We start from the raw sequence: 25,753 nt of genomic DNA, 5'->3' as shown, positions 1-25,753 counted from the left end.
TCTAATACTATCTTGGTCTTTTCTTCGGCACTGAAATTCCGAAACTGTTTCTTAGTCATTCTTACCTCTTAAGTTATTTGGTCTATTCTAACTTATTACCAAGCAAACCTAACTATTTTTTTGTTCAGTTTTTTCAGGCCATTATAATTAAAGATTCCGGTTATCAGGAATACGGTACTTCTTTCCAAAACCTAACTATTCAGAAGCGTCAATACAATAAGGTTGAGGGTATACTTGGCGGTGAAATTAAAACAACCTTCTATAAGGATGAATTTATAATTAAACCGCAAGTTCATGCCTTTATTAATTACGACTTTAAAGGTAAAACGCCGGCAATCGTTGCAGATCTTAACGGTCTTAATGAGCCTCTACCGGTACCGACACCTAAACCTACTAAAATGCTATATGATTTAGGAGCAGGTGTAGTACTTACGAAAGGTAGAATGGAGTGCATTATGGGCTGAACTTAGCTAAAAAATACCATGCTCAGTCCGGTACGCTAAGACTTAAAGTAAACTTCTAAAATTCTACTCACCAATAGCAAATTACTTTTGTAATTTGCTATTGGTGATAATTTTATGAATTATAGCATATCTAAATCAACATTTAGAACAGTACTTAGTTTTTTAGTGTATCTATTGTACCTGTTCGTAATCCTTTTTCAATAGATGAGATATATTGCTTAGTTTTGCCAATTTTAATAGCTAATTGTTCTTGAGATAACCCTCTATATTCACGATAAACTTTAATAGGGTTTTCACCGTTTAGAATTTTTTGTACCAATTCTTCAGGAAAATATTCTTCATTTTTGGCTATAGCTTCAGCGTATAATGTTTCATCAGTAATACGTTGTTTTGTATTGATAAGTTCCTGATATTCATTAAAAGGTATGACAACAAAAGCAGGCTTTCCTTGATATTCTATTATATGTTTATTACTCATTTATATACTTCTCCTCTAACATCAACATTGATTATTAGAATTTCTAACTTTCCTTTATTTATTCATTTAAGAATATTAGTCAACACATTGTTGACTAATGCTAAGTAAGCATGAAACTTAAATTAAATAATAAGTTGAATTTGTGCAAGATTTATTATATTAGTATTTGTAATTATTTTTCGGGAATTGTGATAGTTTTTATGGTAATTGCATGTAGTTTTTTATTTAATATTTCAGACAGGGCGTTTTTTACTAATTTATGTTGATTAATTAAAGAAAGTCCATTAAATTGAACATCTGATATTTCTAAGGCATAATGGTCTTGATCTCCTACTAAATCAGTAATTTTTATTATACTGTTTGGAAAAGATTCCTTAAGTATTTTTTCTAACTCTTCTGCAGATATTGCCATTATTTTATCAATATTAATTTAAATATTAATTAAAGTTTTTTTTGTTAAAGTAAAGCTTTATATGAATTTTTATTATAGAATTTTAAACATTCATTGATAAACTCTACTCTTATGCATATAATAATTAATATTATTATGTCATTTATTAATTATTATGAAAAAAGAAACTGAAGAATTAAAATTATTTATCTTAGAATGTTTGAGTGAGAAAAAAGCAGAAGATATTGAGGTAATTGATTTAACAGGAAAACATAAATTAGCCGATTATATTATATTTGCTAGCGGTCGTTCGACTAAAAATGTTGGAGCAATTGCTGAATATGTAGCTTTAGAATTAAAAAATAATGCCGGTATAAATAGTAATATTGAGGGGCTTGGTAAATCAGAATGGGTACTAATAGATGCAGGTACTATTTTAATTAATATTTTTTATCCTGAAGCACGGAAGCATTTTAAGCTAGAAGAAATTTGGAAAAAATGAACGATCATATTCTTATTAACGTTATAATTTTACTCGGTACTGCGGTTTTTATCGTGGCTATACTTAAGCGTCTTAGATTAAGTCCGGTACTTGGTTACTTAATTGCGGGAGCTGCAATAGGTGATCACGGTTTAAAAATCGTAACATACGATCAAACTAAGTTACTAGGTGAACTTGGTGTAGTATTTTTATTATTCGCTATAGGACTTGAGTTATCTTTTGAGCGATTAAAAGCTATGAGGCGATATGTCTTTGGTCTCGGTAGTTTACAAGTTTTAACGACTACTATAGTGATTGCCGGTGCAATGGTACTTATAGACGGTAATAGTAGTGCGGCTATTATTACCGGCGGCGGTCTTGCTCTTTCATCTACGGCACTTGTTATGCAGGTTATTGAGGAAAATCGTAGTCAATCAACGCAAATAGGAAGAATCTCTTTGGCTATTCTTTTACTGCAAGATTTAGCCGTAGTGCCATTACTTGTAATAGTTCCGCTACTTGCCGATAGCAATAAAGCCTCTCTTGCAACAGCTCTTGGTATTGCACTCTTAAAAGCCGTAACAGCTTTACTTACAATATTTATTTTTGGTCGTGTTTTACTTCGTCCTGTATTTTCATTTATTTCATCAGAAAGTAATAATGCAAACGAGTTGCCTATTGCGATGACTTTGTTAATAGTACTTTCTGCTGCTTGGGCTACCGAAACATTTGGTTTATCTCTAGCTCTAGGAGCATTTGTTGCCGGAGTATTAGTTGCGGAAACTGAATTTAGATTGCAGGCGGAAGAAAGTATTTATCCTTTCAAAAGTTTATTTTTAGGATTATTTTTCATGACCGTCGGTATGAATATCGACGCATTAGAAATGTATGAAAAAATATCTCATATTCTTACTTTATCTATTGCTTTAATAGGTATAAAAACCTTAATCATAACGGCTTTTTGTATTTTATTCGGTTTTAATAAAGGAGTTGCTTTTTATTCAGGCTTATTATTATCGCAAGGCGGAGAGTTTGGTTTTATATTATTCAGTTTAGGTAAAGATAGCGGAATATTAGAGGAAAGTACTGCTAATATATTATTACTCGTAGTTACTTTTACTATGGCACTTACTCCGTTACTCGCAGCTTTAGGGAAAAAGATTGCGGAGAAAGTTGATAAAGGGCTCGGTAAAACTCCGACTCAAATGATTGAGCTTGGTGCAAGAGATTTAACAAACCATATTATTATTGCTGGTCTTGGTAATACCGGTAAAATGGTAGCAAGAGTTTTGGAAGCAGAAGGTGTAAGTTACGTAATACTTGATTTAGATGATGATAGAGTTAAAGAAGAGCTATCAAACGGTTTGTCGGTTTTTAAAGGTGACGTATCGCAAGCCGATACTCTAAAGGCGTTAGGTACGGAAAGAGCATTCGCTATAATACTTACTATGAATAATCAAGTAACTATCAAGAAATCGCTTAAGACAATTAGCGGTAATTATCAAGATATACCGGTTGTCGTTAAGTTAAAGAATTTAAAAAATGCTAGAGAATTTTATGATTTAGGAGCAACAACTATTATTCCGGAAAGTTATGAGACGGGCTTACAAATCGGTGGAACAGTCTTAAAACATATAGGTATTAGTGAGCAGGAAATTAATAGAATAAAAGTACAATTTAGGCTCGGTAATTATATAATAGCAAAAAAAGAGGATGTTTTATCTGAAGCGGAAGATAATGATTAAAGTTTTTATCATTTTAATTACGATAATATTATCAACAACAATTAATGCCGATAACAAAAAATTGCCTATTCCGAGATTTGTTTCAATAAAATCTAATGAAGTAAATGCAAGAAGCGGACCAACCGCTAAATCTGCTATAGAGTGGGTTTTTATTAAAAAAGGTGAGCCGGTAGAAATAATTACCGAGTACGAGCAATGGCGGCAAGTGCGTGACATTAACGGCGAAGGTGGCTGGATACATTCGAGCGTTTTATCAGGTAAAAGATCAGTAGTTATTACCTCTGATAAGGAAATAGAGCTTACCAAATCTGCCGATCCTAAAAGCCGAGTTATAGCAAAATTAATGCCCAAGGTTCGCTGTGGTTTGAAAAAATGCAAAGAACAATTCTGCCAAATTACATGTAAAGATTATACGGGCTGGATCTCAAAGGAAGTAATTTGGGGAGTATATGATGATAATGATAGGTATTAGTACAAACATTTAATAATAAAATTATTTACTACCTAAGGTTAATTTGCTATATATAAAAATTTACTAAAGATATAATTATTTATGCAAAGATATTTAGACGGTACAAATGATGTCGCATTTAAAAAACTATTTAGCGATAAAGTAAAATTAATAAATTTACTTAATGCTATTCTTAAATTACCTAAGGGAGATAAGATCACAGATTTAAGCTATCTAACTACCGAACAATTGCCGTTATTTCTTGAAGGGAAAAGAAGTTTGTTCGATCTAAAAGTTAAAGACGAAACCGGTAGATGGTATATAATCGAAATGCAGCGTAAAATGGAGAAAGATTATCTTAATAGAACGCAGCTTTACGGTTGCTATACTTATGTTAGTCAAATTAAAAAGGGCATGAAGCATAAGGATTTATTGCCGGTAGTAATAATTGCTATCATAGGAACAAAAGCTTTGCCTGATGAATTGCCGTATATTAGCTATCATCATATAAAAGAAAGCAATACCCATAAACAATATTTATTTTCATTAACTTATGTGTTTATTGAATTAGGAAAATTTAAAAAAAATGATCTTAAAGATGATACCGATGAATGGTTGCATTTATTAAAATATGCTTCGCAAGAGCAAGAACCACCAAAAGAGATTAAAAATGAAATTGTGTTATCGGCATATGCAAGTTTAGAGCAATATAAATGGACAGAGCAAGAGCATGATGATTATTTTAGGACTGAAATGGCTATACAACAAGAAATAGACAAGTTTGAGGAAAAGTTTAATGCCGGTATGGAGAAGGGAAAAATTGAAATAATAAAGAAAATGCTAACTAAAAAAATACCTATAGAAGAAATACATGAGATGACAGGAATATCCATAGAAGAAATAAAGAAGCTAAAAGCAGAAATATAAAATATAGATATTTAAATGAAGACCGAATTTCCTGAACGTTCTATTAGAGTTAGAGCAAAGATTAGTTATATTGTAGGCCAAATTCTAGGTGTCGCAAGAGATAAAATTGCTATGATTATCTTATACGGCTCTTTTGCTAGGGGTGACTGGGTGCGTGATCTGCTCAACGGTTATCATAGTGATACTGATATTTTGGTAATTCTAAAAAAAAGTAAATATAAGGGGCATGCTGTTTTAAGGCTAGAAGATGATATATATAAAAGATTAGAAAAGATGGGAGTAACAAAAGATCAGATTGTCCCATACGATTCAGAGATATCTATAATTCTTGAATCAATAGAGGAAGTAAATAGGCAATTAGAAAAAGGACGTTATTTCTTCACCGATATTAAAAGAGAAGGTATTCTTTTATATGATAGCGGTGAATTTACACTTAGCGAAGCTAAAGATTTGCCTTGGAGTGAAGTGAAAGAAATTGCTAAAGATAATTATGACTATTGGTTTAGTAGAGGTAAAGGTTTTTTAAAAGGGGCAACTACTTATTTAAACGATTTGGAGTATGCTTTATCAGCCTTTTCGCTTCATCAAGCTACCGAAAGTTTTTATAGTACTATTTTATTAGTTTTTTCTAATTATAAACCTAAATTGCATGATATAAAAAAGTTAGGTAGTAGGGTACGAAAATATCATATCGAGCTATTGCAAGTATTTCCTACGGCAACGCCGGAGCAAGAGGAATGTTTTAAATTACTACAAAAAGCTTATGTTGATGCAAGATATGATAAAAACTATAAAATTACAAAAGAACAGCTCCTTTATCTTACCCAGAGAATAGAAAAATTAAAAGAAATCACCGAAAGAATCTGCACAGCAAGAATTAATCAGTAAACAGTTCATTAAAATTATAAAGAGAGACAAATGTTTAATAGTTGTATAGATCAGTTTATAGAGATTGAGGGAAAACTTATTATACCGCGTACTACTATATTTTTAGCATTATTTGATGCAATAAAAGAAAAAAACTTAGAAATACTTACAAATTTTATTAAATCTGATAAATTTAGTGTACATGATAAAAACGGTCATGGAAATACAGCATTATGTATTGCTGCTGAAAAAAATAATCTTGGAGCTGCTAAAATCTTAGTTAAGTATGGAGCTGATATAACTGCTCTAAATGGAAAAGGAGAAACTCCCATATCTCTATTTACTAAACACTGTAATAAGAAAGCTATAATTTTTTTGCTTAATAAATATTTAAATTCAAAGGTGAAAGATTATGAATTAAGTCCCTCATTCTATGAAACATTACATAATGCGATTGAGGATATTAAGACTGAAGATGATTTAAATATTAAAAATGAAAAAGTGCAGAATTTTGTACATGAGTTTAATATACAGGTACAAAATTTACATAGCCTTTTAGAGCTACCAGGAAATGATTTACCACACTGGGATACAATATAAAAGTTTGTAACAAAGCCTTACCGTCAGTACGCAGCTTAGCTGGATGACATATCTATTATTCAATTTTTTTGCTAAAAAACGCGCAATCACATCTCCACTTAGTCATTATCCACGCAAATTTAATATCCAATATTAAATTTACATGGATGAAATAATGCGTCGTTAAGGGGCATTGCCTAGGCTCTGTGAAGATTTCTAAAAAGATTTAATTTTGGCTCTTTTTTGCTACAAATTATAAGATTTTTTTGAAATATGAATAACTATTCCTTCAAAAATCTTATTAATTTTCGCTAAAAAAATACCTCAAAATGACAAATCAATTAGAAATCTTCACAGAACCTAGAAAAAGTTGTTTTATAGTGTAGTTTAGCCTTTCGATGGCATTCCCGCGAAAGCGGGAATCCACTAATTAAAAGATATAAATACAGTAAGTTTTTAAAACTAAAAGCTCGGTTTATTTCGCTTTTTTCTGGATTCCCGCTTTCGCGGGAATGACATCGAGCTGGTTTTTTGAGCCATGAACAACGCCAATGTCTGCTCGCAAAGTATGGTTGCGTGGAGCGGCTTTTCAGTTGTCGTCCCGCGACTTGATCGCGGGATCCAGTTAAAAATACTAACATTATAGTATTTTTAGTTGTTTTTATGGATACCGTGGTCAAGCCACGATATGACACCGAGTGCTTTTTTATATCCAAGCAACAATGCCTCCTCGCAATGACGGGGGCTTTTAAAGATATCTATAGTTATTGAGTAATGCCCATCAAGGTTTTAGTTTAAAGATTGATAAAATTAATTAAATATAGTATAATATAAAACTTTTTATATTATACTCGATGAATTTCAAAAATTGGCGTTGTCGTTCTACAAGAGCTTCGGTGCTCACGTATTAAGTATACGCTCCGCTCCTCGACTTGTGAACTCCTTGCTCTTTTTGAAGTTGATCTTCGTATACTAGGCTATGTGAAGGAAAATTAAATTATTTATATTTTTAGATATTTTTGAGCGAAAATTAATAGGATTTTTGCAGTAATAGTTGTTCCTATTTCAAAAAAATCTTATAATTTACAGCCAAAAAAAGCAAAAATAGATTAAATTAATTTTCCTTCACACAGCCTAGGCTTTTTTAAATATATGTATGTAAAATTATGAGTAAGAAGCTTTATATTAAGACCTACGGATGTCAGATGAATGTTTATGACTCCGTTAAGATGCAGGATTTGCTTTATCCTTTCGGTTATGAACCCACAGAAAATATTGAAGAAGCAGATGTTATTATTCTAAATACCTGTCATATCAGAGAGAAAGCAGCCGAGAAAACTTATTCAGAACTTGGGCGTATTAAGAAACTGCAAGATGCAAGAAAAAAACAAGGCTTAAGCTCTGCAATAATAGTTGTAGCCGGTTGTGTTGCACAGGCGGAAGGCGAAGAAATTTTCACAAGAACTCCTTATGTCGATATTGTAGTGGGACCGCAATCTTACTATAATTTACCGGAATTAATCTCTAAAGTCGTCAGACATGAAAAGCATTTAATTGATCTTGATTTTGTTGAAGAAGCAAAATTTGATAATTTACCGGAGCAATTATATCCGCAAGGAGCGAGCGCCTTTATATCGGTACAAGAGGGGTGCGATAAATTTTGTACTTTCTGCGTAGTGCCTTATACTAGAGGTGCTGAATTTTCAAGAAATGTAGAGCAGGTTTACAGAGAAGCACTAAAAGTAGTTAGCAGTGGTGCTAAAGAGATAACCCTACTCGGTCAAAATGTTAATGCCTATCACGGCAAAGGTCCTGCAGATAAAATATTTAGTCTAGCCGATTTACTGGGACATCTAGCACAAATCCCAAATTTAGAGAGATTGCGTTATATGACATCACACCCGATAGATATGACGGATGATCTGATAAAACTACACGGCACTGAGCCTAAATTAATGCCGTTTTTACATCTACCGGTGCAATCAGGTTCAAATAAAATATTAAAAGCAATGAACCGTAAGCATGATCGGGATTATTATTTTGATATAATTAGCAGATTAAGAGAAGCAAGGCCCGATATAGTTTTATCCTCTGATTTTATTGTCGGGTTTCCCGGTGAAACAGATGAAGATTTTGAAGATACTTTAGATTTAGTACGCCGAGTAAAATACGGTCAGTGTTATTCATTTAAATATAGTCCTCGTCCAGGTACCCCTGGAGCAACTAGAACTGATCAAGTCCCTGAGCATGTAAAATCAGAGAGATTAACTATATTGCAAAAAGAACTCACGACTCAGCAGCTAGCTTTTAATGAAAGTTGTGAGGGTAGTATTATGCAAGTTCTATTCGACCGCAACGGTAAATTCGACGATCAAATAATAGGTAAAACTCCATACATGCAGTCCGTATATATCCAAAATCCTAATAAATCTTTACTTGGTAAAGTTGTTGATGTAAAAATTACTAAAGCATCAAGTAATAGTTTAACCGGTGAGATATTATAAACCATGTATAAATCTCTATTTTTTTGTTTAAAAATCTTTGCCGTACTTATTTTAGTAGGTTGTGGGATTACTGCTTACATAATATATCACTATTCACGTGATTTACCTGATTATTCACAGTTTGCACGTTATTATCCCCCGTCAGTAACTCGTATCTATTCTCATGACGGAAAATTAATGGAAGAATATGCTTTTGAGCGTCGTGTATTTGTACCGATCAATAGCGTACCAAGTTCATTAATAGAAAGTTTTATTGCAGCTGAGGACAAGAATTTCTATAACCATCCAGGTGTTGATTTGCTTGGAATAATTAGAGCAGCATTTTTAAATATATCTAATTATCTACATCATAGACGTATGGAAGGAGCTTCTACTATTACGCAGCAAGTGGTCAAAAATTTTCTACTAACTAACGAGGTTTCTCTTGAACGTAAGATTAAAGAAGCGATTCTTTCTTATATGATTTCAAGAGTATTTACTAAGAATCAAATTTTAGAATTATATCTTAATCAAACATTCTTTGGTCGAGGTGCATATGGTGTTGCAACAGCTGCACAGAATTATTTTAATAAATCGGTAGAAGAGCTTACCATTGCAGAATCAGCTTTTATTGCAGCACTGCCTAAAGCTCCTTCCGAACTTAATCCTGAGAAAAATTATGCTAGAGTAAAAGGGCGTCGTGACTATGTAATAACACGTATGTTTGAAGACGGTTATATAACAAGAGATGCTGCGAAAGAAGCCATAGACAGTCCAATAATTTTACGCAAACGAGCTAAAGAAGAAACGGTTACGGCTGATTATTATGCCGCACAAGCGCGAGAAGAAGTAATTAAAATGCTAAATAGTAAGGAAGAATTTTATACAGGCGGGCTTACTATTATTACTTCTTTAGATGCAAAGATGCAAAAATTTGCTGAAGATTCACTCCGAAAAGGTCTTAGGGAGTTTGATAGAAAGCGTGGTTTTAGAAAACCTATTACTAATATTTCTCTTGATAATTGGCAAGAAGAGTTAAAAAAATTACCTACGCCTCAATCGCTTTTAGAGTATAAATTAGCTGTAGTTCTAGATGTAGCCGATAACCAGGCAGAGATTGGACTTATAGATGGCAGCAAATCTAAGATTCCTATTGCTGAAATGAAGTGGGCAAGAAGTAACCTTAAATCAGTTAAGGCTTTGCTTAAAAAAGGTGATGTAATAGTGGTTGAACCCATAAAAGATGCTCTTTATGCTTTGCGTCAAATTCCTGAAGTAAACGGGGCTATTATGGTTATGAACCCAAATACCGGACAGGTACTTGCAAGCGTCGGCGGTTATGATTTTTCCACAAGTAAATTTGATAGAGTGACTCAAGCACTTCGTCAACCAGGTTCTTTGAGTAAAACCTTTGTTTATCTAGCAGCTCTTGAAAACGGTATTAAGCCGAATCAGATTTTTAACGATGGGCCTATTGAGATTTCGCAAGGCCCTGGGATGCCTAGTTGGCGTCCTAAAAATTATGAAGGTAAGTTTTTAGGTGAAATCACTATGCGTGCTGGACTTGAAAAATCCCGTAATCTTATAACCGTAAGAGTAGCAACTGCCGTTGGGCTTACAAAAATCGTTGATATAATTAAGCGCTTCGGTATTAATAATGAACCGAAAAAAGTCTATTCTATGGTACTTGGTTCAATTGAAACAACGCTTAGCAGAATGACTAATGCTTATGCAATTATTGCTAATGGCGGTAAGAAAGTTGAACCTCATTTTGTAGAATTAATTAAAGACCGTAACGGTAAAATTATTTATAGGCGAGATGATAGAGAATGTCCTTCTTGTAATGTTTCAGATAGCAATCTAGATACTGCAATATTAGAAATACCCAAAGAAGATATCTATAGAGTTACGGATGAAGCTAGCAACTATCAAATTACCTCGTTTTTAACAGGGGCAATAGATAGAGGAACCGGCTATGCTGCTAAGAAGTTAGGAAAAATTATCGGCGGAAAAACCGGTACTAGTAACGATAGTAAAGATACGTGGTTCGTAGGTTTTACACCAAAAATAGTAGTTGGTAGTTATGTTGGCTACGATACACCGAAAGAGCTTGGCAAAAGAGCAACGGGTTCAAACGTTGTATTGCCGATTTTTATTGATTTTATGAGTAACGCTTATAAGGATGAACCGGTATTACCTTTCAAAGTCCCAGATTCAATAAAATTACTAGCCGTAGATAGAGCGACCGGTAAAATTACACCAAGCGGCACAGTTATGGAAGCATTTAAAGTAAATAATGTTCAGATGCTTGAGAACGAAGATATGATCGATAATCACGATAATAATGATATTTTCGATTATGTGCCGAGTATAAAGGATCAGTCCCAAGAGATTTACTAGTATTATACGAAATGTGTTAAAATCGTCATTGCGAAGCCACGAAGTGGCTGTGGCAATCCAGTAAAAATAATAAAAAAATTCTGATTTACAGAATTTTTTACTGGATTGCTTCATCAAAACTTACAGTTTTTCCTCGCAATGACGAAAAACAGACCATACAGACAAAACCACCTATTTTTATTTTAACCTATGAAAAAAATTATTTTATATCTAACTGCCCTAATATCACTTACTATATCTTTTATAACTAAAGCGGATTGTTTTCTAGTTAAAGAAAATGATAAATTTATAAAACAAGAAGGTAGTTGCGAGTCCCGTTATGCTCCATGCTCAACATTTAAAATTGCTATAAGTTTAATGGGTTATGACGACGGGTTTTTAATTGATGAAACTCATCCAAAATTACCTTTTAAAGAAGGATATGCTGACTATCTTGAAGTTTGGAGGCAACCTCAAACACCTAAAGACTGGATGAAGAATAGCTGTGTTTGGTATTCTCAGGTTATTACCAAAGAATTAGGTATTGAAAAATTTCGTGATTATGTAACAAAATTTAATTACGGTAATCAGAATATTTCCGGCGATAAAGGAAAGAATAACGGTTTAACTAATGCATGGCTTTCGAGTTCTTTAGAAATTTCGCCGGAAGAACAGTTAACTTTTCTTCAAGAACTAGCAGAGAATAAATTACCTGTAAGTGTTAAAGCCCAAGAAATAACCAAAAATATTTTGTTTATGGAAGATTTTGTAGATGGTTGGAAGCTTTACGGTAAAACAGGCAGCGGTAATAAACTTAGTCAAGATAGAACCGTAAAGTTAAAAGATAAACAAATTGGATGGTTTATAGGTTGGTTACAGAAAAATGACAGAACAGTTTTCTTTGTACATTTCATTGAAGATAATAAAACTTATGATTCTTATGCAGGACGACGCTCTAAAGAAGCAGCAAAAGAAAAGCTAAAAGAATTGATAAATAAAGAATTAAAATAAAATTTATTCATGAATAAACTTTCTATAGTTTGGTTGCGGCGAAATTTGCGGCTTCAAGATAATAAATCTTTTGCAGCCGCACTTTGTAATTCTGATAAAATCCTGCCAATCTTTATTTTTGATACTACCATTCTAGAAAGATTTAAAAATCCTTACGATAGACGGCTTTCCTTTTTAGCAAATACTCTCTGTTTAATTAACGAGGAACTAAAAAAGCTGAAAGGAAAGCTATTAGTATTTCATGGTGACCCTATTGATATTATTCCAAAAATTGTAAGTAGCTTAAAAATTGAAGCTATTTATGCTGATGCCGACTATGAGCCAAGTAATATAGAGCGGGATCAAAAAGTAGGAAAGCTATTGGGCGATACGCTTCATCTATATTGTGATCATTTACTTATAAAACCTGATAAAATTTTAAAGAAAGACAATAAACCGTATAAAGTGTACACTCCTTATATGCAAGCTTTCCGTAAGTTTATATCGGATAACGGAACTATAGCACATAATAAGTTATTAACGCAGTATTGCTATAATTTAGAAGGTAAATTATATACACCGAAAGATATAGAGCTAAGTACTATTGATCTAAATAAAGGTGAAAGCGAAATTTTAAAACAAATCGGCTATATTTATAAAGAAGATGAACTTTGGCAGCCTAAAAATGCTAAGAGTGTTTTAGATAAATTTATTGCAAGAAGAATAAATAATTACAAAACCAATCGAGATTTTTTATATCTTAACGGCACAAGTACCATCTCACCTTATTTAAGATTTGGGCTTATATCCATAAGAGAATGTTATCGTAAAGCTTTTGCTGTTAGCTCAAGCCCTAGCAGTATAACTTGGATTAACGAGTTAATTTGGCGTGAATTTTATGCAGCTATTTTATATCATTTTCCAAATACCGTTAATGAAGAGTTTCAAGAGAAATATCGTCATAAAATACCTTGGAGCAAAAGAGAAGAATATTTTGATAAATTTATTAATGCAGAAACCGGTTATCCTATAATAGATGCCGCAGTTAAGCAGCTAGTTTGGGATGGCTGGATGCACAACAGAGCAAGGATGATCGTTGCTAGTTTTTTCAGCAAAAATTTACTTTTAGATTGGCGTAAAGGCGAAGAATTCTTTGCACAGTATCTTATGGATTATGAGCTTGCTTCTAATGTTGGAGGGTGGCAATGGGCAAGCTCTTGCGGTACTGACGCTCAGCCTTATTTTCGTATATTTAACCCTTATACTCAAGGTAAAAACTTTGATGCGGATAGCGAGTATATCAAAAAATATTTACCTACCTTAAAAAATGCCCCTTCTCATATTATCCATAATGTAAATTTCCATAAAATGTATGATAATTATCCAAAGCCGATAGTTGATTACGGGTTATCAAGAGCAAGAGCTATTGAGACATTTAAAAAGATGACAGAAATACATGAGGATCTATCTTTATCCAATGTTGCTATGAAACTTGATAAATAAAGAATTAAAATAAATCTCAATTTTGCGACATCAATATAATAAATACCTCTTAATTTTTATTTTCGCGGAACAACCAACAGTGAATTTGCTATTGGTTGTTGATTAAAAAGCAAGAATCTAAGTTATCTATACAGGAGTACCTTCGTCTTCATAGGAGACTCCGGTCATATCTACCACAGCATGATCATTATTAAGCAGAGCGTTATTTTCAGTAGTAACATCTTCATTAATTTCAGCAGCAAGTTTTTCAGCTTCAATTTCAGCAATATATTGTTTTAATTTAGCTTTTTTTGCGTTTTTGCTTCTAACGTAACAAGTTACTCCTGTACCTATTACAACAGCTATAGTTACAGCTACAGCTGTGCCAATGCTTATATATGGAGCAAAGACATTATTATTCTCCTCATCCATATTTTCTTGAGAGTTATTGGTTGAATTGAAAGCGGTAGTAAGGTTTGCTACGGTGTTATTAATTAAATTTATTCCAGTTTCAGTCCAGCTTTCAGTATTATTAGAAAAGATTGATTCAGAAATTTCAGCAGTAGAGTTTGTTATTGTGTTATTAACTGCATTAGTCGCCATTTCAGATAAATATTCTGTTACGGACTTTGTCCAGCCCTCGGTTGTACTAGTAACGCTTGCTTTAGTAGCGTCATATATCGGATTAGATATTAAATCCTTTATTTCTGAAGAAATTCCATTCAAATTATTTCCGTTAAGTACCTCAAATATTTCGCATCCTTTACTATAACCTATAGTAATAGGGTTATTAGCTGCTGCAGTATTAAGTATATGCTCAATAGTAGGGTTTAAAATTTTAGTATAATTTTGTACATCAGAATAATAGCGAAAATTTTCTTGACATATTTTAATCAACGATTCCTCATACACAAAAGTCTTATTACCTTGTTTGTTAAATATATAATCCCGTACATCATCTCCATTATCATTAACTGCAGTAATAATAGCCTCGTCTATAGTTAACGCATTCTTTACTTTGAAAAGCCCTCTAAATATTAGGTTCATTATATCACTATTTAATAATTCAATTCCTTTGCTACACTCTATCGCCGCCATATTGTTTTTAGGACAATTCGAGACAATTAAATTTTTTGTAGTAGGATCTATATAATAATTTTCTCCGTTATATCCTATTTGAAGCATATTATATTCTTGATCTCCAATTGTTGCTCTTGCTGTAGTAATTCTTGCCACAGTGGTTAAAAATGAAGTTAATTGATGTATCATTTTGCTACTCCCTTGGATTTTTAAAATTGAAGGGGCATAATAAGTAGTACTTATTTGATAGTCAAGAAATTATTAACAAAAATTAATAATTAATATACAAACATTGCAATTAGGTAAAATTATACGAATTTCAATATTTCTTGAAGTATCTAAAGAAATGTTATAAAGTCAAAAAGTTCATAGAAATTTGAGGGTATTATGCAAGTAGTAAAAGCTTTAGAACAAATTTTAGCAGATAGTTATGCTTTATATTTTAAAACACAAAATTATCATTGGAATGTGGAAGGAGCAGAATTTAGAAGTCTACATCTATTATTTGAAGGACAGTATGAAGATTTAGCTGAAAGCTTAGATGAGCTTGCCGAAAGAATAAGAGCTTTAGATGCTAAAGTGCCGGCATTATCAAACTTGATAAAGCTTGCATCTATAGATGAGCCAAATCCAAACGCAACAGCAAATGAAATGCTTAAAAGCCTTAAAAAAGATCAAGATATTATTAGAGATACATTATATAAAGGGCTTAAAGCAGCACAAGCAGAAGGTGATGAGGGTACAGCCGATATGATTATTGGAAGGATTAAGGTGCATGAAAAAAACAGATGGATGCTGAAGAGTAGTATAGTTTAGTGTCATTCCCGCGTAGGCGGGAATCCAGTACTTTCAAGCTTTTTAAAAGCTCGCTTTACCCTAGATTCCTGCTTTCGCAGGAATGACATAGACCTAAATATAAACAAAACTAACAAAATAAAAATAAAATGGAACAATATGATATAGCCGTTATAGGCGGTGGTCCAGGCGGATATGTTGCGGCAATTAGAGCAGCACAATTAAAGAAAAAAGTTGTATTAATAGAAAAAGAACATTTGGGCGGGGTGTGTCTTAATTGGGGATGTATACCGACTAAATCTTTGCTTAAATCTGCTGAGGTTTTTGAATATATAAAACACGCTAAAGATTATGGTGTTGAAACTAAATCTGCTGAAGTTAATATTAAGAAAATGGTAGAGCGTTCAAGAGAGATTTCAGGTAAGCTTGCAGGCGGTGTTAAATTATTGCTCAAGAAAAATAAAGTTACCGTGATAGACGGAGTAGCAAGTCTTGCAGGAAATAAGATAATAAATATAGATGCTCAAGGTAATAAATCGCAGCTAAAAGCAGATAATATTATTATAGCTACCGGAGCAAGACCTAGGGTGTTAAAAGGATTTGAGCCTGACGGTAAGCAAATTTGGACTTCTAAAGAAGCTATGATACCGCGGCATGTGCCGAAATCTATGATTATTGTAGGTTCAGGTGCAATAGGTATAGAATTTGCTTCGTTTTATAATAGTATCGGTGTAGAGGTTACCGTAATTGAGGCTCATACTAGAATATTACCAGTGGAAGATACAGAAATTTCAGGGCTTGCTCATAAGAGTTTTGAGAAGAAAGGCATAAAAATTATTACTAATACAAAGTTAATTAAGCAAACAAAATCAAAAGATAAGATAGAAGTTGAGTTAGAGTTATCCGGCAAAACACAAAAATTACAGAGCGAAATCTTGCTTATGGCAGTAGGTATTACGGCAAATACAGAAAGTTTAGGGCTTGAGAAAACCAAAGTTAAAGTAGAAAACGGCTATATAACTACTAATGGATTAATGCAAACTGCGGAATCAGGAATTTATGCTATAGGCGATGTAGCTGGAGTGCCTTGTTTAGCTCATAAAGCAAGCCATGAGGGAATTATTGCAGCGGAAAGCATAGCCGGTTTAAAGCCGCATGCTATCAATAAGCATAATATACCGGGTTGCACTTATTCTTCGCCGCAAATAGCAAGTGTCGGCCTTACAGAAGAAGCGGCTAAAGCTTTAGGTTATGAATTAAAAATCGGTAGGTTTCCTTTTATGGCTAATGGCAAGGCTTTAGTAAGCGGTGATAGTGATGGTTTAATAAAAACTATATTTGATGCTAAAACCGGTGAGTTGCTCGGTGCTCATATGATAGGTTCGGAAGTTACGGAATTAATACAAGGGTATGTGGTTTCAAAAAATTTAGAAGGAACGGAGCTGGATTTAATTAATACTATCTTCCCACATCCTACTTTATCGGAAATGATGCATGAGTCGGTGTTAGCTGCTTATGATAGGGCGATACATATTTAATCTAATTAAAAAAATGAACAAAGATAGTTTAGTCGAGAATTATGCTGTAGCGTTATTTAACAATGCTAAATCTGATAATATCCAAGATAAGATATTTGAAGAAATTACCTTAGTGAATCGTATTATTGAGGATAGTTTTGAGATTAAAGAATTTTTATTTTCTCCTATAGTAAATAAGAATGATAAAATTAATGTGGTTAATTCGTTAGTAAAAAATATTAAATTTAACAAAATAGTGAATAATTTTTTATTATTATTGATAAAAAATTCCCGTACTACTATCTTATCAAATATAGTAAAGGCTTATAATAAATTATTGTATGAAAGTAGAAATATAAAGATAGTTCAAGTTATTTCTGCAAATAAGTTACAACCTAAAGAACAGGAATGGATAAAATCAAAGATTGAGAAAGAATTAGACCGAAAAATAGAAGCAGTGTTTGATATGGATCAGACTATTATTGGTGGTATTGTAATTAAATATGATAGTATGTTGCAAGATTACTCAATAAAAGGTAGTTTAGAGAAAATAGCTAAGAGTTTGAAGAAAGTTAGGGTTTGTTAATGTCATTCCCGCGAAGGCGGGAATCCAGAAAAGCAACCTTAATATTTTGATAAAATAACCATATAAAAATAGGTTTTTATATGGTTATACTGGATTCCCGCCTTCGCGGGAATGACATACATACATATTAGGAGCCATCCCACATGAAATTAAAGCCTATCGAAGTAGCTGAAATATTACAAAAAGAGATTGAAAATATTCAGCTTAGCAATGAATTTACAGAAATAGGACAGGTGATAAATATCGGGGATGGTACTGCCACGGTTTATGGTCTTATAAATGCAAAATCCGGTGAAGTAGTAGAATTTGAATCAGGCGTTAAAGGGCTTATTTTAAATTTGGAAAAAGATAGTGTCGGTGTTGTAATTATGGGGGACGATAACCAAGTACAGCAAGGTGATAAAGTTACAAGAACTAAGGAAGTATTAGAAGTGCTTGTTGGCAAAGCTTTGCTTGGTAGGGTTGTTGATGCTCTTGGTAATCCTATTGACGGCAAAGGCGATATTGCAAGTAAAGAGTACAGACATATCGAGATGAAAGCTCCGGGGATAATAGAAAGAACGAGCGTTAGCGAACCCGTGCAAACCGGAATAAAAGCTATAGATTCGTTAATTCCAATAGGCAGAGGGCAAAGAGAGTTAATAATCGGTGATAGGCAAACCGGAAAAACGGCTATAGCGGTCGATACTATTATTAATCAAAAACAAGCACACTCACTTACTAATGAAAGTGATAAAATTTATTGTATTTATGTAGCTATTGGGCAGAAAAGATCAAGTGTTGCACAGATAGTAAAAAAACTAGAAGATGCTGGAGCAATGGACTATACAATCGTTGTTTCGGCTACTGCATCAGAAGCTGCAGCTCTTCAATTCATTGCTCCTTATTCTGCCTGTAGCATGGGCGAATATTTTCGTGATAACGGCATGCACGCACTTATTATTTATGATGATTTAAGTAAGCATGCGGTCGCATATAGACAAATCTCATTATTACTTAGAAGACCGCCTGGGCGAGAAGCCTATCCTGGTGACGTATTTTACTTGCATTCAAGATTGCTTGAGCGAGCCGCTAAAATGTCAGAGGAAAAAGGCAGCGGCTCACTTACTGCTCTTCCTATAATCGAAACGCAAGCAGGTGATGTATCTGCTTATATCCCGACAAATGTTATTTCAATTACCGATGGTCAAATTTTCTTAGAAAGCGAGCTATTTTATAAAGGCGTAAGACCGGCTGTTAATGTCGGTATTTCAGTAAGCCGCGTTGGTTCTGCTGCACAAATAAAAGCTATGAAGCAAGTGGCAGGTTCGGTAAAGCTAGAACTTGCTCAATTTAGAGAGCTTGAGTCTTTTTCGCAATTTGGATCAGATCTAGATCCTGCAACTACAGCACAAATCGATCACGGTAAAAGATTAGTTGAGATATTAAAACAAGCACAATATAATCCTTTTCCGGTAGAAGAACAAATAGTAAGTATTTACGTCGGAACTAAGAAATATTTAAATGATGTACCGCTTCAGAAAGTAAAAGAATTTGAAGATAAAATGCTGACGGAAATAAGGTTAAATAAAAAAGATATTTTGGAATCAATAAAAACCGAGCAGCGTATAACTGAAGAAACCGAGCAGAAACTAAAAGCATTTTTAGAAAATTTTGTTAAGGAATTTGTTAAAGCCGGTTAATTAGTGTTATGTTATTACCGTACTCTATGTCATTCCCGCGTAGGCGGGAATCCAGTCTAAAGCGAGATAAATCGAGCTTTTAATTTTAAAAATTTAGTATGTTTGTACTTTTTAATTACTGGATTCCCGCCTACGCGGGAATGACATAAAGTTTTAAAAAACCAAAAAACTATATGTCAAATTTAAAGCAGCTAAGAACTAGAATTAAAAGCGTCAAATCTACGCAAAAAATTACTAAAGCAATGCAACTAGTATCAGCTTCTAAAATGGCAAAAATAAAAAATCAAATAGCCAATTCAAATTTTTATATTGAGGCTATTACTAAAATGATGTCTGATATATTATCGATTGATATGTATGAGTTATCTATAGAGGAGCAGAAATTTTTTAATACTGTACCGAATAAAGCAAATTTATTGATAGTTATGACGTCGCAGCGTGGTTTATGCGGAACATTTAATTATAGCATAATTAAACAAGTTAAGAATGATATTAAAGAGTTAGAAAATAAAGGCGAGCAAATAAAACTTATCATTATCGGAAAAAAAGGTTACGAAACACTAAAAAGACAATATGCAAATTATATTGATAGTTATTTTGAGTTACCCAAAATTCATGATGAAAATCTGATGCTACAAGTAAAACAAAAAATTATGTCGGCAGCCTATAATTTGGAAATTAGTAATTGTGTTATATATTTTAACAAATTTAAAAACGCAATGACTCAAATTATGACTAAGCAGCAGATTTTACCGGTAGAAAAATATCATGACGATTCTGCAATAGATAATGATTATTATGAATATGAAGGAGAAAATTTAATTTCTAATTTAATTAATTTATATGTGAATTCCCAAATAAATTATGCTTTACTACAGAATAGAGCTAGTGAAGAGGGAGCGAGAATGACTGCCATGGAAAATGCAACAAATAACGCTAATGATTTAATAAGTAAGTTAGTTTTAAAGCTAAATAGATCAAGACAAGCTATTATTACTACCGAGTTAATAGAGATTATAGCCGGCTCAGAGGCTGTTTAGTTTCCGTCATTGCGAGCAGCCGTAGGCTGCGTGGCAATCTCATTAAATATCCTGAGATTGCTTCGTCGAAACTTTCAGTTTCTTCTCGCAATGACGTTTTTTATAAGAACATTATCTTAACAGAAAAAATAATGACAAAAAATATTGGAAAAATTACTCAGATTATTTCAGCGGTGGTGGATGTAAAATTTACAAATAATGGTAAATTACCGGCGATTTTAAATGCCCTTGAGTGCTATAACGATAATCAAAGAATAGTATTGGAAGTGGCGCAACATATTGGTGATGATACGGTGCGTTGTATTGCTATGGATTCTACTGAAGGGCTTATAAGAGGTATAGAAGTAATAGACACAGGTAGTCCTATTCGTATTCCCGTAGGTACTGAGACGCTTGGGCGTATTATGAATGTTGTAGGTGAGCCGATTGATGGTAGGGGAGAAATTAAAAGCTCAAATATTTCTTCTATATATAAGCCAGCACCTAGCTTTACCAATCAATCAACCGAGCGTAGTATATTAGTAACCGGTATTAAAGTAGTCGATCTACTTGCTCCTTATACTAAAGGCGGTAAGATAGGATTATTCGGCGGTGCGGGAGTCGGTAAAACCGTGTTAATTATGGAGCTTATTAATAATGTAGCTAAGGCTCATGGTGGTTATACTGTATTTGCAGGAGTCGGCGAGAGAACTAGAGAGGGTAATGACCTCTACCATGAAATGATTGATTCGGGTGTTATTAACCTTGAAGAGCCTGAAAAGTCAAAAGTGGCTTTAGTTTATGGACAAATGAACGAGCCGCCAGGAGCAAGGGCAAGAGTTGCATTAAGTGGTCTGACTATTGCAGAAAGCTTTAGAGATATGAATGAGGGACAGGATGTTCTATTCTTTGTAGACAATATTTTCCGTTTTACTCAAGCAGGTTCTGAAGTATCGGCGCTGCTTGGTAGAATTCCGTCGGCGGTAGGATATCAGCCTACTCTTGCTACTGATATGGGAGAACTACAGGAGCGTATCACCTCTACTAAAAACGGCTCAATAACTTCTGTGCAGGCTATATATGTACCGGCGGATGATTTAACCGATCCTGCTCCTGCTACTTCTTTCGCACATTTAGATGCTACAACAGTACTTAGCCGTCAGATAGCTGAGCTTGGGATTTATCCGGCAGTTGACCCATTAGATAGCAATTCTCAAGTACTTGATCCAATGATTGTTGGGGAAGAACATTATAGCGTAGCAAGACAAGTGCAGCAGGTTTTACAAACTTATAAATCGTTGCAGGATATTATTGCTATTTTAGGTATGGATGAGTTATCTGAAGAAGATAAATTAACCGTGTCACGTGCTAGAAAAATACAGCGTTTCTTATCACAGCCTTTCCATGTAGCAGAAGTATTTACAGGTAGCAAAGGAAAATTTGTTAATCTAGCCGATACTATTGTAGGCTTTAAAGGGCTGGTAGAGGGTAAATATGATGATTTACCAGAAGCTGCTTTTTATATGGTCGGAACTATGGACGAGGCTATTGAGAAGGCAAAGACGTTGAAGTAATGCCTGTCATACCGCGACTTGATCGCGGTATCTCAGGACACAATTTTTATGGATCCCGCGATCAAGTCGCGGTATGACATTTTATGAACGAAACAATTCTAGTCAAAATAATTACACCTTTAAGTATTGCATTTGAAAAGCAAGCTAAAATGGTAACGCTACCGGGTGAGGAGGGTATGCTTGGAGTGCTGCCGAGTCACGCTCCGATGATTGTTAGTTTAAAAGCCGGTTTAGTGCAGGTTTATATGGATGATATACATAAATCCGAAAACACTTATCTTATTTCCGGCGGTGTAACCGAAGTAACGGCAAATTATATTAATATAGCTACGAAAACGGCTATTAACGTTACGAATTTAAGTGAAGCGGAAATAGCAACTAAGCTTCAGGGTCTTCAAAAACCTTTATCAGATCAACATTAATTTGTTTAAAAAATCTACGTTTTGGGATAAGGTTAAGTATAAGGTTTAAGATGTCATACCGCGACTTGATCGCGGTATCTCAGGACACAGCCTGTGATACAAGATCCCGTGGTCAAGCCACGGGATGACAATAGGAAAACCAGTCCACGTAATCAAGTGAGAAACAAATGTCAAAAGTGCATAATTTAGAATATATTAAAGAGTTATCAGTCGATAATACTTCATACAAAATTTACGATATAAATAAAGCGGCAAGCGATATCGAACTTCCCTTAAAAAAATTACCGTATAGTTTAAGAGTGTTGTTCGAGAATGTATTACGTTCCGATGGTTCAAAGCAAAACTTACTTGTATTTAAAGAATGGCTGAAAACTAAAAAATCTGATGCGGAAATAGATTTTATGCCGGCAAGAGTTTTGATGCAGGATTTTACCGGTGTGCCTGCTATTGTAGATTTGGCAGCTATGCGTGATGCGATGAAGAAAATAGGAGGCGATCCGTTAAAAATTAATCCACTTATTCCTGTTGATTTGGTAATAGACCATTCTGTAAGCGTTGATTCTTACGCAGCTAAGGACTCATTCGATAAAAATGTTCAAATGGAAATGAAACGTAATATAGAGCGTTATCAGTTTCTTAAATGGGGGCAGCAAGCATTTAATAATTTTAAAGTAGTTCCGCCCGGTACGGGTATTTGCCATCAGGTAAATTTAGAGTATTTAGCAAAAGTCGTATGGCATAAAGACGACACCCTTTATCCTGATAGTTTAGTTGGAACAGATAGTCATACAACTATGGTAAACGGGTTATCGGTACTTGGTTGGGGAGTCGGCGGAATAGAGGCGGAAGCTGCAATGCTTGGACAGCCGCTTACTATGATTCTACCGGAAGTAATTGGGGTAAAACTAACAGGAAAATTAACAGGCATAGCTACTGCAACTGATTTAGTTCTGACTGTTACTGAGATGTTACGAAAAAAGAAAGTAGTAGGTAAATTTGTTGAGTTTTTCGGTGAGGGGCTTAAAAACCTAACGATTGCCGATCGTGCTACTATTTCTAATATGTCGCCTGAATACGGTGCTACTTGCGGCTTTTTTCCAATTGATCAAGAAACTATAAAATATCTAGAACTAACAGGAAGAGAAAAAACACAAATTAAATTAGTGGAAGAGTATGCTAAAATACAAAATCTTTGGTATGATTTTGAACATGCGGCAGAGTATACCGAGGTTTTAGAGCTAGATTTATCGAAAGTACAAAGTTCTTTAGCCGGTCCAAGACGTCCGCAAGATAGGGTGAATTTAAACGATGTAGCAAATAATTTTAAACAAGAATTACCGAATTTTGCTATAGAAAATAAAGATATTGATAAAAAATATACCGTAGCAAACCAGAATTATGAAATCGGTAATGGTGATGTGGTAATTGCAGCGATTACCAGCTGTACTAATACTTCTAATCCTACTGTCATGATAGGTGCGGCACTTCTTGCCAAAAAAGCAATAGAACACGGATTAACGGTAAAGCCTTGGGTTAAAACTTCTCTTGCTCCTGGCTCAAAAGTCGTAACGGAATATTTAAAGCTTAGCGGTCTTGATAAATATTTAGATGAATTAGGGTTTAACTTAGTAGGTTATGGCTGCACTACTTGCATCGGTAATTCCGGTCCTTTAAATCCGGAGATAGAGGAAACTATTAATAAAAATGGGCTGGTTGTTGGTTCTGTTTTATCGGGTAATAGGAATTTTGAAGGAAGAATTAATCCGCTTACCAAAGCAAGCTATCTCGGCTCGCCTATTTTAGTCGTAGCATATGCACTTAGCGGTACTCTTAATATTGATTTAAGTAGTCAACCAATAGGAAAAAATATTTATTTAAAAGATATTTGGCCAAGTAAAGAAGAGATAGATAACGTTATTGCAAATTCAATTAATTCCTCTATGTTTATAGAAAAATATTCCGGTATATTTAGCGGAACAAAAGAGTGGCAAAGTCTAGAGGTGACGTGTAGTTCTACTTATAACTGGAATAAGAATAGTACCTATATTAATAATCCGCCTTATTTTGAAAATATGGGCAGCAAGAATAATATAAAAGATATAAAATCTGCAAGAATTCTAGCAATCTTCGGTGATTCTATTACTACCGACCATATTTCGCCGGCAGGTAGTATTAGTAAAACCAGCCCTGCTGCTAAATATTTAACGGATCATCATATAGAGTCTTTTGATTTTAATTCTTACGGGTCACGTAGAGGTAATCATGAAGTAATGATGCGTGGCACGTTTGCTAATATTCGTATAAAAAATGAGATGTGCAAGGGTGTAGAAGGTGGTTTTACCGTAAACCAGTTAAGTGGTATACAGCAAACTATTCACGATGCAGCTATGGATTATAAAGCTAATGATGTACCGGTAGTAATTTTTGCCGGTAAAGAATACGGTAGCGGTTCATCAAGAGACTGGGCAGCAAAAGGTCCACAGTTGCTTGGCGTAAAGGCAGTAATTGCCGAGAGTTTTGAGCGAATACATCGTTCAAATTTGGTAGGTATGGGAGTGATGCCTCTGACTTTTACACAAAATATGTCTAGGTTAGATTTAAAGCTAGATGGATCGGAGTCTATTGATATTATAGGCTTAAATGAACAAATAAAGCCTTATAATCCTGTTAAATGCGTGATAAAAAAACAAAATGGTGAAACAAGGACAATCGATTTAATATTGCAAATATTTACGGATAATGAGATAAATTATATAAAGCACGGCAGTATTATGAATTTTGTGGTAGAGAGTTTGAAGGGGTAGGGGCGTTGTTGCATGGGTCGTTTATGTCATTCCTGCGAAAGCAGGAATCCAAGAAAAAAGTATAAATACAGCAATTTTTGAAATTAAAAGCTCGATTTATCTTGCTTTATGCTGGATTCCTGCTTTCGCAGGAATGACATCCACACTTTTCTTGACCCGTGCAACAACGTCTCGCAGGAACGACATAAAGAGGTAAAAATATGGATAAACATCTTAAAGAATATACCGAGAGTGGTAAGAAAAACTTAATTGTAGTATATATACTATATCTATGCGGGGTAGTAGCTCCAATATTACCGTTAATCGGGGTATTTTTTGCATATCTTAACAAAGATAAAGGTAATAATTTTGCTACTAGCCATTACGTGTTTTTATTCCGCACTTTTTGCCTTGGGGTACTTGGGTGGATTGTATGTTTTATATTTACGTTTATCGTGATTGGAGTAGTGCTATACTTTGCACTGGCCATTTGGTATGTACTACGTGTTGCTATCGGTTTTAAATATATGCTAGAGGATGGGGCATACCCAAATCCTATGACTTATTGGATTAAATAG

23 protein-coding genes are annotated in these 25,753 nt (G+C 34.0%); 20 read left to right on the top strand and 3 right to left on the bottom strand.

Annotated features, from left to right (window positions below; genetic code table 11):
* Positions 1 to 77: 77 nt before the first annotated feature.
* Positions 78 to 464, top strand: a complete 387-nt coding sequence (locus AC1Z7D_RS00180; protein WP_482601192.1) for an autotransporter outer membrane beta-barrel domain-containing protein — start codon at positions 78 to 80, stop codon at positions 462 to 464.
* Positions 465 to 618: 154 nt separating this feature from the next.
* Here the strand turns inward: AC1Z7D_RS00180 and AC1Z7D_RS00175 are convergent, their stop codons facing one another.
* Positions 619 to 942, bottom strand: coding sequence for a helix-turn-helix transcriptional regulator (locus AC1Z7D_RS00175; RefSeq protein ID WP_482601191.1), 324 nt, complete (start codon positions 940 to 942; stop codon positions 619 to 621).
* A 172-nt stretch (positions 943 to 1,114) separates the two neighbouring features.
* The gene (locus AC1Z7D_RS00170) at positions 1,115 to 1,354 is read right to left on the bottom strand and encodes a BolA/IbaG family iron-sulfur metabolism protein (protein WP_482601190.1); all 240 of its coding nucleotides are present in this window, start codon (positions 1,352 to 1,354) and stop codon (positions 1,115 to 1,117) included.
* A 154-nt stretch (positions 1,355 to 1,508) separates the two neighbouring features.
* Between AC1Z7D_RS00170 and rsfS the strand changes: the two genes are divergently transcribed.
* The 10 genes from rsfS (at position 1,509) to AC1Z7D_RS00120 (ending at position 13,738) form a co-directional block, all read left to right on the top strand.
* A complete protein-coding gene (gene rsfS / locus AC1Z7D_RS00165; protein ID WP_482601189.1) occupies positions 1,509 to 1,835 on the top strand; it encodes a ribosome silencing factor in 327 nt (108 codons plus the stop codon).
* The gene (locus tag AC1Z7D_RS00160; protein ID WP_482601188.1) at positions 1,832 to 3,559 is read left to right on the top strand and encodes a monovalent cation:proton antiporter-2 (CPA2) family protein; all 1,728 of its coding nucleotides are present in this window, start codon (positions 1,832 to 1,834) and stop codon (positions 3,557 to 3,559) included. Before rsfS ends, AC1Z7D_RS00160 begins: the two co-directional genes overlap by 4 nt.
* Complete coding sequence (locus tag AC1Z7D_RS00155) at positions 3,552 to 4,031, top strand: SH3 domain-containing protein (RefSeq protein WP_482601187.1); 480 nt, start codon at positions 3,552 to 3,554, stop codon at positions 4,029 to 4,031. The genes AC1Z7D_RS00160 and AC1Z7D_RS00155 overlap by 8 nt, the downstream gene beginning before the upstream one ends.
* Before the next feature lie 81 nt (positions 4,032 to 4,112).
* A complete protein-coding gene (locus AC1Z7D_RS00150) occupies positions 4,113 to 4,937 on the top strand; it encodes an Rpn family recombination-promoting nuclease/putative transposase (RefSeq protein ID WP_482601186.1) in 825 nt (274 codons plus the stop codon).
* 15 nt (positions 4,938 to 4,952) lie between these two features.
* The gene (locus tag AC1Z7D_RS00145; RefSeq protein ID WP_482601185.1) at positions 4,953 to 5,825 is read left to right on the top strand and encodes a HEPN domain-containing protein; all 873 of its coding nucleotides are present in this window, start codon (positions 4,953 to 4,955) and stop codon (positions 5,823 to 5,825) included.
* Between the two features lie 30 nt (positions 5,826 to 5,855).
* A complete protein-coding gene (locus AC1Z7D_RS00140; protein ID WP_482601184.1) occupies positions 5,856 to 6,404 on the top strand; it encodes an ankyrin repeat domain-containing protein in 549 nt (182 codons plus the stop codon).
* Positions 6,405 to 7,549: 1,145 nt separating this feature from the next.
* Complete coding sequence (gene miaB, locus AC1Z7D_RS00135; protein ID WP_482601183.1) at positions 7,550 to 8,887, top strand: tRNA (N6-isopentenyl adenosine(37)-C2)-methylthiotransferase MiaB; 1,338 nt, start codon at positions 7,550 to 7,552, stop codon at positions 8,885 to 8,887.
* A 3-nt stretch (positions 8,888 to 8,890) separates the two neighbouring features.
* The gene (locus tag AC1Z7D_RS00130; protein ID WP_482601181.1) at positions 8,891 to 11,266 is read left to right on the top strand and encodes a penicillin-binding protein 1A; all 2,376 of its coding nucleotides are present in this window, start codon (positions 8,891 to 8,893) and stop codon (positions 11,264 to 11,266) included.
* 189 nt (positions 11,267 to 11,455) lie between these two features.
* On the top strand, positions 11,456 to 12,256 hold the full coding sequence (blaOXA, locus tag AC1Z7D_RS00125; RefSeq protein WP_482601180.1) for a class D beta-lactamase: 801 nt from the start codon (positions 11,456 to 11,458) through the stop codon (positions 12,254 to 12,256).
* Between the two features lie 9 nt (positions 12,257 to 12,265).
* Entirely contained in the window at positions 12,266 to 13,738 is a 1,473-nt protein-coding gene (locus tag AC1Z7D_RS00120; RefSeq protein ID WP_482601178.1) for a cryptochrome/photolyase family protein, read from the top strand.
* Between the two features lie 126 nt (positions 13,739 to 13,864).
* Here the strand turns inward: AC1Z7D_RS00120 and AC1Z7D_RS00115 are convergent, their stop codons facing one another.
* Positions 13,865 to 14,986: a hypothetical protein gene (locus AC1Z7D_RS00115; protein ID WP_482601177.1), complete on the bottom strand. Its 1,122-nt coding sequence runs from the start codon at positions 14,984 to 14,986 to the stop codon at positions 13,865 to 13,867.
* A gap of 198 nt (positions 14,987 to 15,184) precedes the next feature.
* Here AC1Z7D_RS00115 and AC1Z7D_RS00110 point away from each other — a divergent pair, with 198 nt between their 5' ends.
* From AC1Z7D_RS00110 to AC1Z7D_RS00070, 9 genes are all read left to right on the top strand, one after another.
* Positions 15,185 to 15,613 carry a Dps family protein gene (locus tag AC1Z7D_RS00110; RefSeq protein WP_482601176.1) on the top strand — a complete coding sequence of 143 codons (429 nt, stop codon included), beginning with the start codon at positions 15,185 to 15,187 and terminating at the stop codon, positions 15,611 to 15,613.
* A 128-nt stretch (positions 15,614 to 15,741) separates the two neighbouring features.
* Positions 15,742 to 17,130 (top strand): dihydrolipoyl dehydrogenase, encoded by a 1,389-nt coding sequence (gene lpdA / locus AC1Z7D_RS00105; protein ID WP_482601174.1) that lies wholly within the window; start codon positions 15,742 to 15,744, stop codon positions 17,128 to 17,130.
* A 13-nt stretch (positions 17,131 to 17,143) separates the two neighbouring features.
* On the top strand, positions 17,144 to 17,695 hold the full coding sequence (gene atpH, locus AC1Z7D_RS00100; RefSeq protein ID WP_482601173.1) for an ATP synthase F1 subunit delta: 552 nt from the start codon (positions 17,144 to 17,146) through the stop codon (positions 17,693 to 17,695).
* Between the two features lie 143 nt (positions 17,696 to 17,838).
* Positions 17,839 to 19,377, top strand: coding sequence for a F0F1 ATP synthase subunit alpha (gene atpA / locus AC1Z7D_RS00095; RefSeq protein ID WP_482601171.1), 1,539 nt, complete (start codon positions 17,839 to 17,841; stop codon positions 19,375 to 19,377).
* Between the two features lie 173 nt (positions 19,378 to 19,550).
* A complete protein-coding gene (gene atpG, locus AC1Z7D_RS00090) occupies positions 19,551 to 20,417 on the top strand; it encodes an ATP synthase F1 subunit gamma (RefSeq protein WP_482601170.1) in 867 nt (288 codons plus the stop codon).
* A 131-nt stretch (positions 20,418 to 20,548) separates the two neighbouring features.
* Positions 20,549 to 21,970: a F0F1 ATP synthase subunit beta gene (gene atpD, locus AC1Z7D_RS00085; protein ID WP_482601169.1), complete on the top strand. Its 1,422-nt coding sequence runs from the start codon at positions 20,549 to 20,551 to the stop codon at positions 21,968 to 21,970.
* Between the two features lie 83 nt (positions 21,971 to 22,053).
* The gene (locus AC1Z7D_RS00080; RefSeq protein ID WP_482601168.1) at positions 22,054 to 22,392 is read left to right on the top strand and encodes a F0F1 ATP synthase subunit epsilon; all 339 of its coding nucleotides are present in this window, start codon (positions 22,054 to 22,056) and stop codon (positions 22,390 to 22,392) included.
* A 167-nt stretch (positions 22,393 to 22,559) separates the two neighbouring features.
* The gene (gene acnA, locus AC1Z7D_RS00075) at positions 22,560 to 25,196 is read left to right on the top strand and encodes an aconitate hydratase AcnA (protein WP_482601166.1); all 2,637 of its coding nucleotides are present in this window, start codon (positions 22,560 to 22,562) and stop codon (positions 25,194 to 25,196) included.
* Positions 25,197 to 25,396: 200 nt separating this feature from the next.
* Complete coding sequence (locus AC1Z7D_RS00070) at positions 25,397 to 25,753, top strand: DUF4870 family protein (protein ID WP_482601164.1); 357 nt, start codon at positions 25,397 to 25,399, stop codon at positions 25,751 to 25,753.

This window comes from Rickettsia sp. (genome assembly GCF_965035265.1).
The sequence above is the reverse complement of the archived record's forward strand: the minus strand, read 5'-3'. Positions and strand labels throughout refer to the sequence as shown.